General features: G+C 59.9%; 13 protein-coding genes. 3 read left to right on the top strand and 10 right to left on the bottom strand.

Annotation, left to right across the window (positions count from 1 at the left end):
* Positions 1-2 precede the first annotated feature (2 nt).
* The 3 genes from K1X11_RS03710 to K1X11_RS03700 form a co-directional block, all read right to left on the bottom strand.
* Positions 3-1,169 carry a UDP-galactopyranose/dTDP-fucopyranose mutase family protein gene (locus K1X11_RS03710; protein ID WP_221032931.1) on the bottom strand — a complete coding sequence of 389 codons (1,167 nt, stop codon included), beginning with the start codon at positions 1,167-1,169 and terminating at the stop codon, positions 3-5.
* 6 nt (positions 1,170-1,175) lie between these two features.
* Positions 1,176-2,447 carry a glycosyltransferase family 2 protein gene (locus K1X11_RS03705; RefSeq protein WP_221032930.1) on the bottom strand — a complete coding sequence of 424 codons (1,272 nt, stop codon included), beginning with the start codon at positions 2,445-2,447 and terminating at the stop codon, positions 1,176-1,178.
* Between the two features lie 61 nt (positions 2,448-2,508).
* Positions 2,509-4,182, bottom strand: a complete 1,674-nt coding sequence (locus K1X11_RS03700) for a hypothetical protein (RefSeq protein WP_221032929.1) — start codon at positions 4,180-4,182, stop codon at positions 2,509-2,511.
* A 419-nt stretch (positions 4,183-4,601) separates the two neighbouring features.
* Between K1X11_RS03700 and K1X11_RS03695 the strand changes: the two genes are divergently transcribed.
* From K1X11_RS03695 to K1X11_RS03685, 3 genes are read left to right on the top strand one after another with little or no spacing between them, the layout of a single operon-like run.
* Complete coding sequence (locus K1X11_RS03695) at positions 4,602-5,291, top strand: NAD-dependent epimerase/dehydratase family protein (protein WP_221032928.1); 690 nt, start codon at positions 4,602-4,604, stop codon at positions 5,289-5,291.
* Position 5,292: 1 nt separating this feature from the next.
* Entirely contained in the window at positions 5,293-6,249 is a 957-nt protein-coding gene (locus K1X11_RS03690; RefSeq protein WP_221032927.1) for a glycosyltransferase family 2 protein, read from the top strand.
* Positions 6,242-6,922, top strand: a complete 681-nt coding sequence (locus K1X11_RS03685; protein WP_221032926.1) for a class I SAM-dependent methyltransferase — start codon at positions 6,242-6,244, stop codon at positions 6,920-6,922. Before K1X11_RS03690 ends, K1X11_RS03685 begins: the two co-directional genes overlap by 8 nt.
* A gap of 79 nt (positions 6,923-7,001) precedes the next feature.
* On the opposite strand, the gene K1X11_RS03680 is transcribed toward K1X11_RS03685, so the two are convergent.
* The 7 genes from K1X11_RS03680 to K1X11_RS03650 all read right to left on the bottom strand — a co-directional run bounded on the left by K1X11_RS03680 (position 7,002) and on the right by K1X11_RS03650 (position 18,665).
* Entirely contained in the window at positions 7,002-7,754 is a 753-nt protein-coding gene (locus K1X11_RS03680; RefSeq protein ID WP_221032925.1) for a class I SAM-dependent methyltransferase, read from the bottom strand.
* A gap of 212 nt (positions 7,755-7,966) precedes the next feature.
* Complete coding sequence (locus tag K1X11_RS03675) at positions 7,967-9,922, bottom strand: hypothetical protein (RefSeq protein WP_221032924.1); 1,956 nt, start codon at positions 9,920-9,922, stop codon at positions 7,967-7,969.
* Between the two features lie 271 nt (positions 9,923-10,193).
* Entirely contained in the window at positions 10,194-11,558 is a 1,365-nt protein-coding gene (locus K1X11_RS03670) for a nucleotide sugar dehydrogenase (RefSeq protein ID WP_221032923.1), read from the bottom strand.
* Between the two features lie 56 nt (positions 11,559-11,614).
* Positions 11,615-12,622, bottom strand: a complete 1,008-nt coding sequence (locus K1X11_RS03665) for an NAD-dependent epimerase/dehydratase family protein (RefSeq protein ID WP_221032922.1) — start codon at positions 12,620-12,622, stop codon at positions 11,615-11,617.
* Between the two features lie 50 nt (positions 12,623-12,672).
* Positions 12,673-14,667: an NAD(+) synthase gene (locus tag K1X11_RS03660; protein ID WP_221032921.1), complete on the bottom strand. Its 1,995-nt coding sequence runs from the start codon at positions 14,665-14,667 to the stop codon at positions 12,673-12,675.
* 18 nt (positions 14,668-14,685) lie between these two features.
* Entirely contained in the window at positions 14,686-17,178 is a 2,493-nt protein-coding gene (locus tag K1X11_RS03655) for a lipopolysaccharide kinase InaA family protein (protein WP_221032920.1), read from the bottom strand.
* Positions 17,175-18,665, bottom strand: coding sequence for an ABC transporter ATP-binding protein (locus tag K1X11_RS03650; protein WP_221032919.1), 1,491 nt, complete (start codon positions 18,663-18,665; stop codon positions 17,175-17,177). Before K1X11_RS03650 ends, K1X11_RS03655 begins: the two co-directional genes overlap by 4 nt.
* Between the last annotated feature and the right edge of the window lie 4 nt (positions 18,666-18,669).

Raw genomic sequence — 18,669 nt, 5'->3', positions numbered from 1 at the left:
GGTCAGGCGGGGGGCAATGGAGGGGCGGAAAATAGGGGAAGCGGCTGGCGCTGGGCAAGGGCGGTGACGCAGCGGGCGGCGAAGTCGAGGGATTCACCGACGACCTGGTCCATGTTGAGGTAGCGGTAGGTGCCGAGGCGCCCAGCGAAAGAGACGCCAGTTTGCTGAGCGGCGAGGTCGGCGTAGGTGCGTAGCAGGTCGAGGTCGGCGACGAGACGCTTGGGGTAATAGGGGATGTCGGCGGCTTCGGTTTCCTTGGAATACTCGCGAAAGGCGACGGAGCGTTCGTGCGTTTCCCAGGGCGTGAAGTGTTTGTGCTCGTGGATACGCGAAAAGGGCACGGCGGCGTCGGTGTAGTTGATGACGGCGTTGCCCTGAATGTCGCCCTCGGCTTCAAAGCGGTCGAAGGTGACGGTGCGGTAACCGAGGCGACCATGTTGGTGGCCGAAGTAGGCATCGAGCGGGCCGGTGTAGAAGACGTGGTCGTAGTCGCGCGCCATGCCGGGCTCAAAGGTCGTGCTCAGGCGAACATTGACGCCGGATACGTCGAAGATGCCCTCGATGAGCGCGGTGTAGCCGTCGAGCGGAATGCCCTGGTGGAGGCAGTTGAAGTAGCTGTCGTCGTAGTTAAAGCGGACCGGCAGTCGCTTGAGGATGGAGGCAGGCAGGTCCTTGGGGTCGCAGCCCCACTGTTTTACGGTGTAGCCGTGAAAGAAGTTTTCGTAGAGCTCCCGGCCGAGAAACTTCAGGGCCTGCTCCTCGAAATTTTGCGGTTCGGTGATGGAGTGGTCGCCGAGGGAGGCGAGGTGGGCCCGGGCTTCGGCGGGGCTGAAATCGCGGCCGAAAAACTGATTGATGGTGAGCAGGTTGATGGGGAGCGAATACACGCCGCGCGGGGTGTGCGCCTTCACCCGGTTCACGTAGGGGCCGAAGGTGGCGAAGCGATTCACGTAGTCCCAAACGTCCTGCCGTTGCGTATTAAAAATGTGGGGACCGTAGATGTGCACCATCACGCCGGTGGAGGCGTCGCGCTCGGTGTGGCAGTTGCCGGCGATGTGCGGACGGCTGTCGATGACGTCGACCTGTGCACCGGTGTGGGTGGCCAATTCGCGAGCAATGACGGCTCCGGAGAAACCGGCACCAACAACAAGAAAGCGGGGAGAAGGCATAAGGCGTTAAAGGGACGGGCGCAGACCGAAACGGGCGGCGAGTTCGCGGCGCGCGCTTCGGCGGAGGTAGCGGTTGATGAACGAGGATTCGATTAACTCCGACGGAGCGAGATCCCGTCCGAAGGTGCGGCGACGCAGAGCATCCAGCTCGGCCTGGCCGGTGCTGCCGATGGCGGCGGAAGATTTCTGCGCGGCATGCAGGCGAAAGGCGCCGAGGAATCGGGGGAGGTGCTCGATGCGAGCGCCGGCGGCTTGAAAGCGAAGCAGCAGGTCCCAATCGAGCGCGAACTGGAAGGTCGGGTCGATGCCGCCGACCTGATCCCATATACGACGCCGCCAGAAGAGGGTCTCCTGCGGGACAAAATCGTAGAGCTTCAGCACATCGTCGTTATGCGGGGGCAGGTGCCAACGGCCAACTTCCGCACCGTCTTCGTCCACCATCACGCGGTTGCCATAAATGACATCGACCCGGGGGTGAGCCGCAAAATAGCGGCGCACGAACTCGATCGCGCCGGGCAGGTAATGATCGTCGGCATTGATCCAGGCCATGAGGTCCTCGGGCTCCCCGGCGGTAGCGGCGAGGCCCCGGGCGATCGCGTCGGCCTGGCCATCGTCCTTTTCGCTGACCCACGAATGGAGCGATGAAGCAGACTCCCGCAGCCACTCGACCGAACCATCGGTGGAGCCACCGTCACGCACGGTGTGGCGCACGCCGTCGAGTCCGGCGGTGCTGGCTACGGCGGCCGGGAGCCAACGACCTTGATTGAGGTTGGGGGTGACGATATCGACGACGGGCAGGCTCGTGCCCGGCGCGAGATGGACGGCGGGAAAGTGCTCCGGCTGCAACGGACGCGGCGGGTGGCGTGGTTGCAGGGCAAGTTGTCCGGCCAGTAGTTCCTCGGGGGAATCGGCGCCGAAGATGTAAGGGCGACGCCTGGGCTTCCCATGCGCCTCCAGCTCCAGAAAGGACCACCATTCGCCGCCGGCGGTGAGCGCTTCGAGCTCCAGCGGGAAGCGGCCGCGAGGCGTTTCGATCGCGATCTGGAAGCCGGTGTAGTCGTCGGGGGCATCTGGATACGCCGCCTTCACATCCGGGCGATGAAAGCCGACGTTTCCGCTGATCAAGGTGCCGCCGACACGGGCGCGCACGGCCTGCAACGGGGCGGCGCCGGGAGCGAAAACCCAGCCCCGCACCAGGACGCGACGCGGCAGGTCGTGCCACGAGGCGGGCGCGTCGAGGTGGTGCAGAAGGGCAGGTGTGGAACAGGCGGCGGGCAACGTGACTGACGTTGGATGGATGCAGGGAATCACCAGGCCAGCGGCGAAGCCCGAAGGAGCGTTACTGTGCCTCGAACCGCGAGTAGGGGAGGTGCGTCATGCGAAAGCGCACCATGATGGATTGTTGGTGCGTGGGCAGCGGCGGCAGCCAGAGCTGGGGATCCCAGCCGTTGACCAGCAGGCGCAGTTCATTTGCCGAGTCAGGCGGCGAAGAGAGCACGCGGGTGGTGCCCCAGACGCCCAGGCGGGCTTTGGCACAGTCCTGAATGCTCCAGAGGACTCGGCCGCTTTGAGGCTCCATGATCGTGAAATCGTGGATCTCAATGATACCGGGCTTGTAAGCCGGATCGAAGCGCAGGGTGGTGCCGGGGAAGTAGTCGTCGATGGCGACGTAGTGGGTTTCGTCGCCATCGAGGTGGGTCTCGAGGTTGAAGCAACGTTCCTCGGAGTGAGCGTTGTTGGCGTCGGGAACAAAGATCTGCACCACGTGGGTCTGGTCCGGATCCTTGCGGCCATAACGCCCCTCACCGAGCTTGCGCTCATACCAGAGGGTCATGCGGTCCAGATCGAAGCCCGGTTTGATCGCGCTGACGGAGGCGGGCGGCCAGTCCTGCTGGGGCCACGGATGATCGGGAGAGGCGTGAAAGGCGCCCACTTCGATCGGCTCCTCCGGCAACTCGAAGGGGGCGAGGCCCCACTCAGCGTCGTTGAGGGGTATGGGCGCGTCGCTGACCTTCATCTGCTCAATGAGGTCGTTGAGCACGGGCCACTCGGGATTGAGGATTTCGGCGTTGTTGAGGCGCTCGAAAAGCTTCTTTTCGCCTTCCGGGGTCCAGCCGGAGCCGAGGCTGTGCTCGATGTGGAAGCACACGCACGGCGGCAACAACGAGACCTCCTCGAAGCCGCCGTAATGGGCGGCATAAACGCCGACGCTGTCGATGTTGAAGGAGTAGCTGGCGAACTCGGCGTAGCCGGCGATTTGCTCCCAAGCTTCGCGGGCGAGCAGGGTGAAGTCGCCGCAGGCGTTGGTGTGAATCTCGCCCATGAGGGTGTCACGCTGCGGGCAGATGAGCCAGGCGCCGTCGTGCTGGATGGCCTCAAAACCATGCACGGTTTCGAAGAAATCCGGGTTGGGGATGCACTCCTTGCGGTGCGGATTGTCGCCGTAGAGGTGTTCGACGACGGCGGCGGGGCCAAAGCGACGGTTGTTGCGCAGGGGGTTCTTCCACGCGTAGTCGAGCGTCTGCTCCAGGGTGAAGTCGAGGGGGATGCCGGCTTTGATGTCGTAGCGGTCGACGCGATACATTTTGGACGGGTCGAGGCGCTGCTTGCCGATGAAGGCCATCAGTTCGGCGGAGAAGATGATGTCGATGTTGGTCGCGAGGACGAATTGGCCCTTGGCGCGACGGATGCCGACGTTCTTGGCGATCATCTGCAGGAACGGCAGCTTTTCGGAATACTTGTAGCGGCGATGCAGCTCCGTCGGGACGGTGATGACGCGGCCGCGGCAGTAGGTGGAGCCCTCCGGGAGCTGCAGAACGCCAGCGAGGCCGGGGCGACCGGCGACGGGGTTCCAATCAACGATGATGAGTTCGGTCGGCAGCTGCAGGGCTTCGCATTGGCGCGCCAGGCAGTTGACGAAAATTTGGGTGCGGATGAGGGGGTCGCCGCCGTGGTCGTCGTTGCGCGAGGCGCAGACTACGGACAGGTAAGGTTCGAACGCAGATTGGGTCATGGACGTGTTAAAAGGGAAGAGGCCAACGCCTGCTTCCTTCGGAGGCAAGGCCTGAGAGGCGGTCTCAGGCGAAGTCCAGAATTGCCTCAATCACACGGTCCTGAGTGGCGTCATCCAGGGTATTGTAGAGCGGTAAGCGCAGGAGGCGTTCACTGACCGCTTTAGGGCGTGTCTGGGAAGGCGGGGGGGCAGGGGGAAGGTAAGAACGATGGCGCTTCGGCTGTCCCTCGCATACCCTCGGCTGATGGGACGGGCGTGCTTGCGGCGACAAAATAAAGGAGCGCAGAAACGGGTTGGTCTTGGGGAGGGGAGACAAAATGCTTGCTGCACCATGTGGCGCTCACGAAAAGTTCCCGTTTGAGCACATGGGAATGGTAAACTTCGAAAGGCAGCTAGCCTCAATTCTCGCCAGTTAGGTCATGGTTGTCGGATCAGGTCTATTGGCAGGTGTATTTCTGCGGAGGTTTGAGGCCACCGAGAACGTGTGTGTCTACGCCGCTGGTGTTTCCAATTCTTCCTGTGTCGATGCAGGGGAGTTTGCCCGGGAGAAGGATCGGCTCTCGACTACCCTGAAGGAATTGCAACCTGAATGCATGTTGGTGTATTTCAGCACATGCAGCATCTACGATCCTGATCGGGCGCAGACGCTGTATGTGAAGCACAAACTGGCCATGGAACGATTGGTCAGCGAATCGAATAATTTTCTTATCGTGAGATTACCCCAAGCAGTGGGGCGCTCGGCAAACCCACACACCCTCTTAAATAGTCTCTACAACAAGATTCGAGCGGGAGCGCAGGTAAAGGTCTGGACCGGGGCTAAGCGCAATCTCTTGGATATCGACGATATCGAGCGTATCTGCGCTGCGATCATTGATCAAGGGACGGGGCAAAACAGAGTTTTGAACGTCGCAAATCCCCGGAATTATCGAGTGGGGGAGATCATTGAGTCATTTGAACGTGTGCTGGGGGTGAAAGCTTCGACCGTCGAAGAAAAAAAGGGGGGAGCGTATGAGGTCGATATCGCAGGCATTGCTGAAATTCTCCGCACGCTTTCGCTTGGTTTTAATGATGCGTATCTGGATAATCTGGTGAGGAAGTATTATGGGTAAAATGGATGACGCTCCCGTTCTGTCGATAGTCGTTCCGGTTTATCGGAGCGAATCCATTTTGCCGAAGCTGGTAGCGGTGGTCGCAACGGAAATGAAGGCCTTGGGGCTCGAGGGGCAGTTCGAGTTGATTTTGGTAAATGATGCCAGTCCGGATAACAGCTGGGATGTTATCCTTGAACTGGCGACAGCAAACCCATGGGTCAAGGGGGTTGGGTTGCGACGCAATTTTGGCCAACATAACGCCACTATGGCCGGGCTTAACCTCAGCAGTGGCTGTTATGTAGTTATAATGGATGATGACCTACAGCATCCTCCTTCAGCGATTGCGGAACTTCTTTCCGCCCTTAAGGAGGGTTACGATGTGTGTTACACGAATTATCGTAACCGAAAGCATGCGCTCTGGAAAAAGGTTGGCAGTCGTTTTAACGATTGGGTGGCGACGCGTTTGTTGAGTAAACCTACCGGGCTTTACCTTTCATCGTTCAAGGCCATGCGCCGCGAGGTCGTGAATGAGATTGTTCGCTATGACGGTCCTTATCCCTATATCGATGGTTTGATCTTAGACGTGACTCGATCGATTGCTACAATTGATATTGAGCACCAAGAGCGGGAGTCGGGGGCTGGTAACTACAATCTTATAAATTCAGTATCCCTATGGCTGAAAATGGCCACCAGCTTCTCGGTATTCCCCTTGAGAGTGGTTTCCTTTCTGGGTATTACTCTCTCGTTTCTTAGCATGCTTATGTTGGTGGCGGTAGTTGTCGGAAAGTTGATGTATCCAGATATCCAAGCTGGGTGGGCATCGGTCGTCACCACCATTCTATTCATCGGCGGAATACAAACTCTTTGTCTTGGGATGATTGGCGAGTATATGGGGCGCACATATTTGAAGCTGAACAAAAAGCCGCAGTTTAGTGTTGGGCGGCTGGTGAACGTTGCTAATAAATCGAATGAGTGAGAAAGAATTCGATAAGTTCGCCACGAACTACGATGCCGTATTGGCGGGAGCAATGCCGCCAGGGATGGCTGAGAATGTCTACTTTGCGGAATACAAGATTAAGCTGATTAATCAGCAGCTTAAGGAGCGCGCTCCAGAGCGGATCTTGGATTTTGGATGTGGTCCGGGACGAAGTATTGAATTTCTCGCCTCATATTTTCCGCGAGCTGAGATTTGGGGATTTGATGTTTCAGAAGATTCAGTGAAGCAGGCGAGAGCGAATAATCCTAATGCCAAATTTGTTTTGGATATGGATGAGATTCAAAATCAAGAATTTGATCTAATCTTCGCGGCCAATGTCTTCCATCACATACCGAAATCAGAACAATCTGATGCCCTGAAAGCCTGTGCGCGGGTTCTGAAGGAATCCGGGGTTATGTATATTTTCGAACATAACCCCTACAACCCGGTCACAAAGCGGATTTTTGAGCGATGCCCCTTCGATGTAAACGCGGTCATGCTGCCGCGGAGCGAAACGGTTTCGATCGCGAGAGGGGCCGGTTTGGAGTTGGACAAGTCGGGCTACACATTGTTCTTTCCGGCTCAACTGTCCTTCCTTCGCTTTGTGGAACCTTGGCTTTCAGCCATACCTATGGGGGCTCAATACTACGTCAGGTTGCGTAGGTCCAGGTGATGGTTTTATAAAAAGCGTTTAGGCTTGGGGGCGGGGAGCCTCAACCTTGGCGCTTCTGATGTGGTATAGCTACTGCTAATTACCTCTTTGAACGCATGAACAAGGTTTGTAGATAGGTATTTCCGGTCAGTTCGCTGAGATTAAAGACGCCCCAGACTCCAGCCCTTAAAACCTTTTGGAGTAAGCCAGTTGCAGGAATGTCGATCGCTGCAAGTGGGACGTTATGCCCGTGGTATTCGACCAATTCCATGTCGGCGCGCTCCAAAAGAGTCTGTAAGCTGACACGATTAAAATGGTTGAGGTGATGGGCTTGGTAAATCCGGTTGTATATGATGTTGATTCCGAATTTTCGGAATAGCCGACCGAGTTTGTAGAGTAAACTAGTGTCGTCGAGGGTCATTACTACAACCAACCCATTGGGTTTGACAAGGTCGCTGAGCTTCTGGGCAAAACCTTGGATGTCGTCGATATGTTCGATCACCGCCATGGTGACCAAAGCATCATAAGGTTCAGTGGGTTCGTATTCTTCAACCAGGCTCTGGACGAATGTTATGCCGGGCACGTCTTGATTTGGACTAAGATCCAAACCGCAGAGTTCGAGGTCTGGTCGTTGACCGTGCAGGTATTTGAGAAAATCGCCCTTGCCGCAACCCACATCAAGGACGCGGGCTCCAGCCGGAAGCTCCCTCAATCCATCAGTAACTTTTTGGAATAAAGGAGTGTTGGGATTATTGAACCAATTTCGGTGAGCCTCCAAGAAATACTCGGCGGAATAGCTTTCGGGTTCTCCCTTGAGCAAGCTATAGCGGTGACCGCAAGCAGTGCAGCGCATGATGGTCGCTTCGGTGTGTTCTCCCGAATACTTAGAAATGCCACCGCAAACAGGGCAGGTTGTGTTTTGGTCTGTTTTCGCCACGTGATTTAAATCAAATGTGGAGGTGTTCCGATAAAGTGGTTTTTGAGCTGCCCTTCGAATCAGGCGTCGGGTTTAGCGTAAGAGTGCGTATACCAGAGGAGTGAGTGGTTCCGGGGAACTCCCCAAAGTTATTTAGGTGCTTCGTGAATAATGATATTGGTTGGAAGGGGCGCACTTTCTTCGGTGGGGGAGTAGAAGCGAAAGCGGAAAAACTTTGAATCGTTGGGCACCGGCAGTTGGCGAACATGACGCCCCGGTTCGGTAAAGTCCATGATGTGGAACTGGCGGAGGTGTTCATCTTCGATGGCGACTTTGGTATGCCCTCCATGATTGAAGTAGAACTCAATGATGAGGTGGCGACTATGACCTGTTTTGGGGAGTTCGCGCCAATGGGTGAATGCGTAATCGATGGGCGTTGTTCGAACAAACCTTGCGACATGGTCGGTGGTTTGAATGGAAACATGTCCGCCATTGTGATTAAAAAAGCCCAGCTCTTTCAGGTAAGAGTGCTCTCCGGAATACTCTAAAGCGCTGATGATTTGAAGTGGCTTGATGTCAGCGGGGGGAGAGGCGGGATCGATGGGGAGGAGACCGACATCAAACACTAATAGGTCGAACCCGATTCCATCGTTCGCGTCGATTCTCTTTGTTTTCAGGTTTTCGACGGAAAAACCTGAGCGAGCAAGGCGGTCTTGTGCTGCAACTAGCGCCTCTTCGCCTTTTCCCGGTTCAACTGCGAGCACCACTGGGCTGGGGGTTAGAAACGGATCCGAAACCTCAGGGAAGGGGTCCATGGTGTAGAGGCTGAAGCCGTAAATGTGCACCGATGCGAGGGACCACGCGTCATCGAAATCGGGGTTTATCCAGAAGAGCGGTTTTTGCTCGGTCGTTTCCTGAAGGTATTGCGTCGCTTGGTAGATCGCTGAGTAGCGTTGTTGCAGGCGGTCCGAGTAGCTGAAATGCGGAAAGGTTCTCGGCATACTCAGGTAAACCACAGCAACGAGGTAGATGGTCGGGTGGATCCGGCGAATGAAGGAGAACCGATTTCGAACGCCGAGGAGTAGTGCGGCGGCTATGGAAATAATACCCCAACTGCCAAAGAGGAATGCTTCTGAATCACCCCAGATCGTTCGCCACCATAAAAACCCTTTACTATAAAGCATGGGCCAAGGCACGAGGGCAACAAACGCGAGTGCGCCGGCGGTAAACAGGCTCCACCACTTGGATGCGGTTTCCGAGAGGCTGAATTTCCCGAGCAAGGCCAGTAGGAGCGGGATGCTCAGGGAGAGAAACGCGACAGAATAGTAGAATGAGCTCAGTGCCATTGTGCCGCGAAATTGCAGGTAGCCCGCGATCATCAACGACATGCAAAGGCCCGCCAAAAGTGACAGAATCGCGTGATTTGACTCCGAATACCACCGTTTGGAGGTGAACAGGTAGGCCGCGCCGCCAAATACCGCAGAGGCGGGTAAAACGAGTTGGGTGGCCTGCACGGCCCAGTCCCATCCCGGGATGAACCATTCGTTCGCAGTGCCCTCGGTATTGAGGATATTTGCCAGACGTATCTGAGCCGCAAAAAGGAACTCGTTTCCGCCCATTTTGTAGTGGATCCACTGCAAAATGCCGATTGTCGCCGCAGCAGTGCAGACGTATCCGGCCAGCCGGAGCAGTTGGGTTAAGAACGTGCCCGGGATCCACATTAAGTGGAAGAGCACGATTCCCACCCCGACAAAGGTTAAAATACCTATGTTCGCCAAACCGGTGAAGGTTAAGGCGACCCCCACTCCGATCATCCAAAGCCAGGCGTGTTTGGAGGTTGCGGCCCCAAATATGAATGCAACCGCGAGCGCGGAGTAGACCAAGAAGGCGGTGTCGGTGTAGTCGCCGTGAAGCGCAATAATGACTTGGGGCGCAAAAACGGCCAATAGAACGCCGGTGGTGGCCACGCTCTTCCCACCTACTCGCCAACCGATGAATCCCCACGCCCAAGACAAGAGGCCAGAGAACGTCATTTTGAGGACGATATTGGCCCAGATTGCAGGAAGGAGAGAGTGGATCAGTGCGGCAGGGAAGAGCCAGCTCACTCGCGCTGCATAGTAGGTAGAGGGGTAGAGCTCATTCCAACGCGTAAGGTTCCACATGAACCCCGTGTAAAACCAGGTGTCGATTTGATCGAAGGGAGGAAAGGGAAACCCTTCGCGAAATAAAAGCAGTGAGAGGTTTCCCAATGCCCAAGCCGTTACCCACGTGAGCCACATCCATCGGTTTGTAACCCGATTTGGTCGCTCCTCGATTGGTCGGCGGGTCGACATTTCTTGTTTGGCTGGGGTCCCGTAAGCCGAATCTATGCCGGACTTAGGACGTCCAGAGCGGCTCGAGTTTTTCGGCGGCGCCGGCGTCGTCGAGACAGCGACCCATGGGGAGGTAGCGCACGCGCGAGTCCTCTGCCAAGTGACCGAGGGTCCGCCAGAAGTCGACGATCGTGACGCTGTCCTGGTCGCGAGCGACTTGGTCGGCGGTGAGGGCGAGGTAGTCCGGATCGTTGGTGGTGATGAGCACCACTTGGGCGTCTTTGAGGGCTTCCTCGAGGGAGTCGGTTACCAGCGAGCTCATCTTCAACGCGGTTTCCGCGTAAGGGGCCGCCAGATTGTCGTGGCCGATCACGCGATAGCCGGCCTCGGAGAGGGCTTTGCACAGCAGGATGCCGGGGGATTCCTCGATAACGTGAGAGTGGGCTTTGTAGGCGAGACCGAGGACCGCCACATTGGCGCCCTTCGGCAGGTCGCGCTGGAGGCGGGCGACGTAGCGTTTGGCGAGGTTGCGGTTGTAGTCGTCGTTTTCGGCCAAGAGGCGGCTGTCGACGTCGAGCGAGTTGCCCATGAAGTTGAGCGCGACGTTGTCGCGGGGGAAGCAGGGGCCACCAAAACCGAAACCGCCGGTGAGGTATTTGCGCCCGATGCGCTTGTCCATGCCGAGGGCATCGGAAACCACGTCGACGTCACCACCCGGGATGTTCTCGCAGAACTCCGACAGCATGTTGGCGAAGGAGATCTTCATGGTGACGTAGCTGTTGACCGCGATCTTGGCCAACTCGGCGTTCTCGATGGTCATGCGCTTCACCGGCGCGGCGTTCTCGGACACCTTGTTGTGGACCGATTCGAGCAAGTCGCCGGAGCGCTCGTCGAACTGCCCGAGCAGGTAGAAGTCGGGATTCAGGAAGTCGCGGATGACCGATCCCAGCGCAATGAACTCGGGATTGTAGCAGAGACCGAAGTCGCGGCCGCAGACTTTGCCGGATTCTTTCTCCAGAATGGGCAGCAGACCATGGCGGGTGGCACCAGGGAGAACCGTGCTGGTGAGCACGATGACGTGGTAACCGTCCTTCTTCTTCAACGCCTGGCCGAGCGCTTTGAACGCATAGGACGCGTATTGCAGCGTGAAGGCCCCGCGCTCGTCGCTCGGAGTCGGCACGATCACAAAACTGATGTCGGACTGGAGCACCGCCTCGGTGGTATCGAGGGTGGCGCGGATGCGCTCGCGGTGCTGGCCGATCATCTCATCCAACCCGGTTTCCTGGACGGGCGCGCGGCCGGCGTTCACAGCATCGACCGCATTGCGGTTGATGTCGACGCCGATGACGTTGAGGCCGCGTGAGGCCATGCCGGCAACCATGCTGGCGCCGAGTTTTCCAAGTCCGATGATGGAGACGTTTTCAGTCATTGTGTGAGATCGCGGGAGAGCGGGAAGAGGGGCGGGATGGGGGCCGAGACGAAGGTTCAGGCGATGTTGACCACGGAGTCCTTGGAGGCGCCGGATTTGATCTGGTCGTAGATCCAAGCGTAGGTCTTTTCCATGCCAGTGCGCAGGGAGATGGAGGGCTCCCAGCCGAGCATCTTGCGGATGAGGGTGTTTTCGGAATTACGGCCGTTCACGCCCTTCGGCGCGTCGAGGTTGTAGTTCCGCTTGAGCTCGATGCCGGCGATGGATTCGACGATGTCGACGAGCTGGTTGATCGAGACCTTCTCCTCGCTGCCGAGATTGATCGGGAAGGTGATGTCGGCGCTGCGCATGATGGCCTGGGTGCCCTGCAGGCAGTCGTCGATGAACATGAAGGAGCGGGTCTGTTCGCCCGAGCCCCAGATTTCGATGTCATTGGTGCCGGCCAGCTTGGCGTTGATGACCTTGCGGCAGATGGCGGCCGGGGCCTTTTCACGACCACCGTCGAAGGTGCCGTGGGGGCCGTAAACATTGTGGTAGCGCGCCACGCGGGTCAGCAGACCGAAGTCCTCGGTGAAGTGGCGGCACATGCGCTCGGAGAAGAGTTTCTCCCAGCCGTAACCGTCCTCGGGCATCGCGGGGTAGGCATCCTCTTCGCGGAGGCCGGTGATGGTCGGATCGGTCTGCTTGTCGTGCGCGTAAACGCAGGCGGAGGAGGAGTAGAAGAAGCGCTCCACGCCGACTTCGCGGGCGGCCTGCAGGAGGTGGGTGTTGATGAGCACCGTGAGCATGCACAGCGCTTTGTTGTTCTCGATGAAGCCCATGCCGCCCATGTCGGCGGCGAGGTTGTAGACCCAGGCCGCGTCCTTCACCGCGGTGCGGCAGGCCGCGAGGCCTTGGAGGTCGAGCGTGAGGTTTTCGACGTCGTCGAAACGTTGATACCAGCGATCGAGGGGTTTGAGGTCCACGGCACGAATGCGCGTGTGGCCTTGGCGAATAAGGTCTGCAACGAGATGTCCGCCGATGAAACCGCCGGCGCCGCAGACAACAATAAGCTTATCCTTCATGGGTCGTTTTATAAGAAACTAGCGAGCACAGCGAATGACTGCGGGGCGAGTCAACGGCGCTTTGCGCGAGATTTTGCCGGCTTAAGCGATTCGATCTCCGCGAGCCAGGTGGCGCTGGAGGCATCGGAGGGCATGCGCCAGTCGCCGCGCGGGGAGAGGGCGACCGAGCCGACCTTGGGGCCGTCCGGCATGGCCGAGCGCTTAAACTGTTGGGCAAAGAAGCGTCGGGCAAAGGTTTCGAGCCACTTGAGCAGCACGGCGCGGGAGTAGCGTTTCCCGAATGCGAGCTCGGCCAGGTAGAGGATTTTGGCCGGCGGGGCGCCGTGGCGGAGGAAGTGGAAGAGGAAAAAGTCGTGCAGTTCGTAGGGACCGACGACGTCCTCGGTCTGTTGCAAGATCTCGTCATTTGCGCCCATCGGCAGCAGTTCTGGGCTGATCGGGGTGTCAGCGATGTCGTGCAGCACGGCGGTGGTGGCGCCGGAAAACTCGGCTTCGGCGGCCCAGTCGATGAGGTAACGCACGAGGGTTTTCGGAACGCTGGCGTTCACGTGATACATCGACATGTGGTCGCCATTGAAGGTGCACCAGCCGAGGGCGGATTCGGACAGGTCACCGGTGCCGACGACAAATCCGCCCACCTGGTTGGCCACGTCCATGAGGATTTGGGTGCGCTCGCGAGCCTGGGCGTTCTCGTAAGTCACATCGTGTGACTCCGGGTTGTGTCCGATGTCGCTGAAGTGCTGCATCACGCTGTCGCCGATGGGGATGATGCGCAGGGTGGCGCCGAGTTGCTCGACGAGTTTTTCGGCATTGCCGCGGGTGCGTTTGGTGGTGCCAAAGCCCGGCATGGTGGGCGCGATGATGCCGGCGCGGTCGAGTCCGAGCAGGTCGAAGGCGTGTGCCGTCACCAGGAGGGCGAGGGTGGAATCGAGTCCGCCGGAGATGCCGATCACGACTTTGCGCGCGCCGGTGTGGCGCAGGCGTTTGGCGAGGCCGGTGGACTGGATGGCGAAGATCTCGCGGCAGGCGTCGGCGCGGATGGCGGAATCGGACGGGACAAAGGGGCGCGCGGGGTTCGGGCGAAGGGTGCCCAACGGGGCCTGCGGTTGCTTCTTCGTCGGCGTTTTTGCCTCGGGCAGGGCAATTTTGATGCGATCCGGCGTGAGGGTCGCGACTGCGCTCGAATAGGAGCTATTGATGATGCGCTCGTGAGAGAGACGCTGGATGTCGATGTCCGCGCATTGGATCTGGGACTCGAACTGGAAGCGTTTCGACTCGCTCAACAGGGCGCCGTTTTCGGCGATGAGGCAGTGGCCGGAGAACACGACATCGGTCGAGGACTCACCGGGACCCGAGCTGGCGTAAGCGTAAGCGGCGAGGCAGCGCGCAGACTGTTGTTTGACCAAGTCGCGGCGGTAGGGGGCCTTGCCGAGGAGTTCGTCGCTGGCGGAGGGGTTGAGGATGAGATTGGCGCCGGCGAGAGCCAGCTGGCCACTGGGCGGGCTGGCAGTCCAAAGGTCCTCGCAAATCTCGATGCCGATGCAGGCACCGGTGGTGATGTCGTTGAAGAGCAGCGAAGGCGAAATCGCCACATAGTCGTCGGCGAGCTCGACGGTGTCGACGCGCAGGCGCTCGGCGCTGGTGAACCAACGTTGCTCGTAATACTCCTGCGTGTTGGGCAGGAAGGTCTTGGGCACGAGTCCGAGGACGCGACCGTCGCCGATAAGGGCGGCGCAGTTGTAGAGGCGGTCGTCGACCAGAAAGGGGAGGCCAACCAAAGCAAAGGCGGGGATCTCGGCAGTGGCTTCGGCCAAAGCACAGAGGGCTTCGCGGGCGGTGGTGCGGAGCAGTTGCTGGGCGAAGAGATCGCCACAGGTGTAGCCGGTGAGACTCAGTTCGGGGAAGAGGACGAGGCGGGCACCGGCGGCGGCGGCCTGGGCGAGGCAGCGGTGGTGTTGGTCGAGGTTGAACACGACATCGGCCACGCGTAGCTCAGGGCAGACGGTGGCGATGCGAAGGAAGCCGAAATCGGAGGAGGCAGGCACGGTGGAAAAGGAGACAGTTCAGGACGCGCGAGTCGCTAGTAGAATCGGACGTAATCTTTCCGAATAACCGAGGAGGCTAACGGTTTCGAAGCCCAATTCGTGAAGGTAAGCTTCTTCGTCGGCAATGGCGCGATGGCCTTCGAAGAGAAGGCGGGGCTGACGGCGGAGGAAGGCCTCGACCGGGGCAGGGTCGGGTAGCCAGTGCACGACTGAAAGGGCCGAAACCATGTCGTAGGTGTCGTCGAGGTCCGCGAAAAGGGCCGGCGAGGTAAGGTCACCGCGGGAGAATTGGGAGGACGCGCCGAGGGTGGCGGCGATGCGCTGGGCGGCGGTGACGGCGACCCCATCACGCTCGATGCCGCGGGCTTCCCAGCCTTCCAACGAAGCATAGGTGGAGAGCAGGCCGAGATTGGCACCAAGCTCGAGAAAGCGTCCAGGGGCCACGCCTTCGCGGCGGAAAGCCGGGCGCAACAGCTGCCAGCGCAGCGACCACGGGCGCTCACCCTCGAGGGCAAGGGGACCCCAGCGCCAAGCGTAGTAGCAGGCGTGTTTGCCGGGGGAATTGGCGGCGGAGTGACGGCCGAGTTCCCACGCGAAACCGAGTTGGCCGGCGGTGGCGAGATAGTCGCGCTCCCAGTGCAGTTGTCGCAGCATACCGCCAAAGCCAGCGCACACCGCCTCGGCATCCCATTCGTTGCCGAAGTCGTCAGCGTCCGCGTGGGGGCGGGCTTGGTCGAAGTCGAGCACCACGATCGTGCCGTCGGGACGCAGCAGGATGTTTTCGGCGCGAACGTCGCGGTGCTGGATACCTCGCTGGTTGAGCTCCACCAAGGCGTCGGTGACCTGACGAATGATGGCAGGTTGGTCGACGGGGGCGGGAGTGGCGTCCAAGGCTGCCTGGGCCAAGGTGGTGCCCGCTTGGAAGGGATAGGACATGGCCGAACCCTCGGGCCAGCGATGCGCGCTGAGCACCGGGACCACAAAATCGAGTTCCGCGAGTTGGCGGGACAGTTTCGCTTCGTCGACCAAGTCGTTGGGCTTGGTGGATTCGGTGGGCGAGAGTTTGTAGCAGAGGCCGCCGCGTCGCCGGATCTCGCCGCCGTTTTGCCCGATGTAAAGTTGCGTGGTCGCAGCAACATCGTCTCCTGCGGTCCAACTCAGATCGGGGAGGTCGGCCTCTTCGTTGGTATCCGGCCAGATCAGGCCGATGGCGTTTTCCTCACCCAAGCGGTGTTCCAGGCGCGGGGAGGCGCAGCGGGGATCGTTGAGGTGGTGGTGCAGTGCGGCGGCATTGCCGGTGAAGTCGCGATACTGGAGGTCGCCGTGGGCAAGATCGCTGTGCAGCCAGAGTTCGGTGCCGGTGGTCGTGGTCGAAGCTTCGACGCGCAGCGATTGGAGGTCGCCGCGGAGGCGGTCACCAATGACGGCCAGCAACGACGCGAGCAGACCGCGGGGCACGAGGGTCGAGGCGAGCGCCTGACGCTGCCAAGTGAACTGCAGCGGTTTGGCGTGGACGCTGCCGATGAGGTCCAAAGTGAAGCCGAATTCCAGCAACTCGAGCTGGAGTGGAACGAGGTCTGCCCCGGTCGTGAGGTGACGCAGGGCGAGTAGCTCTGCGGCGGCTCGCTCGGTTGGTTCGGGGGAAGTCGAAGGCGTGGGCGTGGTGGTGGCGGGCGGGACCGCAGTCGGCTGGTCGCCGCGATCTTTGAGGCCGTCGAATTGTTGCAACAATTCGCTGAGTCGGGCCGGGAACCAAGCGGGCGTGTCGCCAGTAAGTTGGCGCGCCGCGTGAAGCAGGGCACGCACGGCGTGCAGTTTGCCCTGACCGAGGAGATGGAAGAGCACCAGCGGCACGGTCGCCGGAACCGCGTCGGGGTCATCCGTTTCGGGCGGTGGATTGCCGGCGGCCAGAAACTGTTCCCGCAAGTGCTGGGCGGCGGGTGATTCCGGATCGATCTTGAGGAGGGCGGTGCGTCGGATGCAAAAACGCGCCGGCGTCTCGACGGCATCCGTGCTGCAAAAAACGATGCCTTTCACCTCGTCGCTGCGGATCGGCAGCTGCAGCTGGTGGCGACCGACAGTGGCGACGTAGCGTTTGCCGACAAATTGGGAGCCGTCGTCCGCCAGGATCGCGATGCCCACTTCACCTTGGGTGACCTCCAATTCAACCTCGGCCAATGCTCCGTTGAGTCGCAAAACGCGGCGGGAAGCGAAGGGGAGCCAGCCTTGGAACTCCCACGGTTTGGTGGTGGCGACGACGGTGTTGTCGGCCTCGATGGTGGCACGTCCGATACGCTTGAAAGAGCCCAAGCCATCGCGCCGCGAGGTCCAGGCGGCGGCGAAGCGCTCGGCCGCTTCTTCAAGCTGGCGCCAAGAACGAGACGTGGGAGCGGCCGGGGCCGTGGTGAGTTGGCGACTGGGCTGAGCCGGAGAACCCAGCTCGGCATCGATCCGCGCGATCATCGCGTGCAGCGCTGGACCGTAATCTGGGCGAGAGGGGCCAATGCTCATGACAAGGCGGGCGGGGTTGAGCTCAGCGTGATGTGAGCGGGCAAGCACACGGCGGGGCCAATCGGGAAGGGAGCGTGGAGCTGCACTTCAAAAAACAACGCGTCGGTCACCTGATCAAAGATGATGCTGCGATTGAAGTCGTAGATGCCGTTGACGGTGCGATCGCCGTCTTGAAAGCCCATCAAGGTGAGACGGGCGGCGTATTTTTCGTGGGTGAAAGGGAAACGCATTTGCACCGACGCGTAGGTGCTCTCGCCAGCTGCGAGTTTGAGGCGCAATTCCTCGTGGACGTTTTGCACGCCGGCGATGCGCTCGCCTTTGACGTTAAAAATCGCGAGTCCGATCACGATGTCCGAATCGATGGCTTCTCGCGCGGTGATCCGGGTGTGGAAGACCGCCTCCTGCTCGAAATCGACGCGCTGAATCAACTCACCGTTCGTGGCCGTGAGCACGCAGCTGTCGAAGCGGGCGACGCCGGTGCCGACCCGACCGGCTTCGGAGGCGCGTTGGGCGAAATCGGCTGCGGCCGAATCGAGCAGTTTATCGATGGGGGAGAGGGCGGGCGCGGCCTCCTCCGCATCTCCGACGGGCTCCTCGTCTGTGGATTCGCCGTCCGACTTCGCGCCGGCGAGGATCTGGGCTTTGGCGGAGCCGCCGGAGGGGCCGTCGTCGTCGAAGTTGATCCCCTGTTCGCGCCAACAGAACTTTTCGTATTCGCGGCAAACCGTCTTGGCGTCGCCCCACGCGGCGGTGCGACCGTCCTTGAGCCAGAGGGCACGCGAGCAGACGGAACGGACCGTGGCGAGGTCGTGGGACACGAACAGTAGGCTCACTCCTTCATCGATGAGTTTGCGCAGGCGGCGGAAGCACTTCGCCTGGAAGGGTGCGTCGCCCACGCTGAGTGCTTCGTCGATAATGAGCACTTCGGGTTCGACGCAGGTGCTCACGGCAAACGCGAGCCGGGTCATCATGCCGCTGGAGTAGGTTTTTACCGGTTCCTCCAAAAATTCGCCGATATCGGCGAAGGACGCGACCTCATCAAATTTGGCATCCATGGCGGCTCGATCGAGACCGAGCACTGCACCGTAGAGGTAGACGTTTTCGCGACCGGAGAACTCCGGGTTGAAGCCCGCGCCGAGCTCGAGTTGGGCGGCGACACGACCTTGCACGGCCACATCGCCGGTCGAGGGGCGGAGGGTGCCGGCGATGATTTGAAGCAGGGTGGATTTGCCGGAACCATTGCGGCCGATAATGCCGACGCTCTCACCGCGGCGCACTTCGAGCTCGATATCCTGCAAGGCGTGGAAGTCGCGAAACCCGCGGCGAGCGCGTTCGGCCAGAGCGCGATTGAGGGGGCCGTTTTGGCCGGGGATGCGCCGATCTAGTCCCTGCCAGAAGGCGGCGGAGAGGCGGGCACCGGGAGATTCCCAGATGCGGTAGGCTTTGCCGATGCCGTGGGCGGCGATGACCAATGGGGCTTCGCTCATGGGG

This window comes from Actomonas aquatica, from assembly GCF_019679435.2.
GTDB classification, from domain to species: Bacteria; Verrucomicrobiota; Verrucomicrobiia; order Opitutales; family Opitutaceae; genus Actomonas; species Actomonas aquatica.
Note: the sequence above shows the minus strand (reverse complement) of the source record. Positions and strands in the feature narration are given on the sequence as shown.

What these genes read in the sequence shown, in the direction of transcription:
- K1X11_RS03665 (WP_221032922.1), bottom strand. Translation starts at nt 12,622, where the DNA reads ATGAAGGATAAGCTTATTGTTGTCTGCGGCGCCGGCGGTTTCATCGGC.
- K1X11_RS03680 (WP_221032925.1), bottom strand. Translation starts at nt 7,754, where the DNA reads ATGCGCTGCACTGCTTGCGGTCACCGCTATAGCTTGCTCAAGGGAGAA.
- K1X11_RS03710 (WP_221032931.1), bottom strand. Translation starts at nt 1,169, where the DNA reads ATGCCTTCTCCCCGCTTTCTTGTTGTTGGTGCCGGTTTCTCCGGAGCC.
- K1X11_RS03670 (WP_221032923.1), bottom strand. Translation starts at nt 11,558, where the DNA reads ATGACTGAAAACGTCTCCATCATCGGACTTGGAAAACTCGGCGCCAGC.
- K1X11_RS03685 (WP_221032926.1), top strand. Translation starts at nt 6,242, where the DNA reads ATGAGTGAGAAAGAATTCGATAAGTTCGCCACGAACTACGATGCCGTA.
- K1X11_RS03700 (WP_221032929.1), bottom strand. Translation starts at nt 4,182, where the DNA reads ATGACCCAATCTGCGTTCGAACCTTACCTGTCCGTAGTCTGCGCCTCG.
- K1X11_RS03695 (WP_221032928.1), top strand. Translation starts at nt 4,602, where the DNA reads ATGGTTGTCGGATCAGGTCTATTGGCAGGTGTATTTCTGCGGAGGTTT.
- K1X11_RS03690 (WP_221032927.1), top strand. Translation starts at nt 5,293, where the DNA reads ATGGATGACGCTCCCGTTCTGTCGATAGTCGTTCCGGTTTATCGGAGC.
- K1X11_RS03655 (WP_221032920.1), bottom strand. Translation starts at nt 17,178, where the DNA reads ATGAGCATTGGCCCCTCTCGCCCAGATTACGGTCCAGCGCTGCACGCG.
- K1X11_RS03650 (WP_221032919.1), bottom strand. Translation starts at nt 18,665, where the DNA reads ATGAGCGAAGCCCCATTGGTCATCGCCGCCCACGGCATCGGCAAAGCC.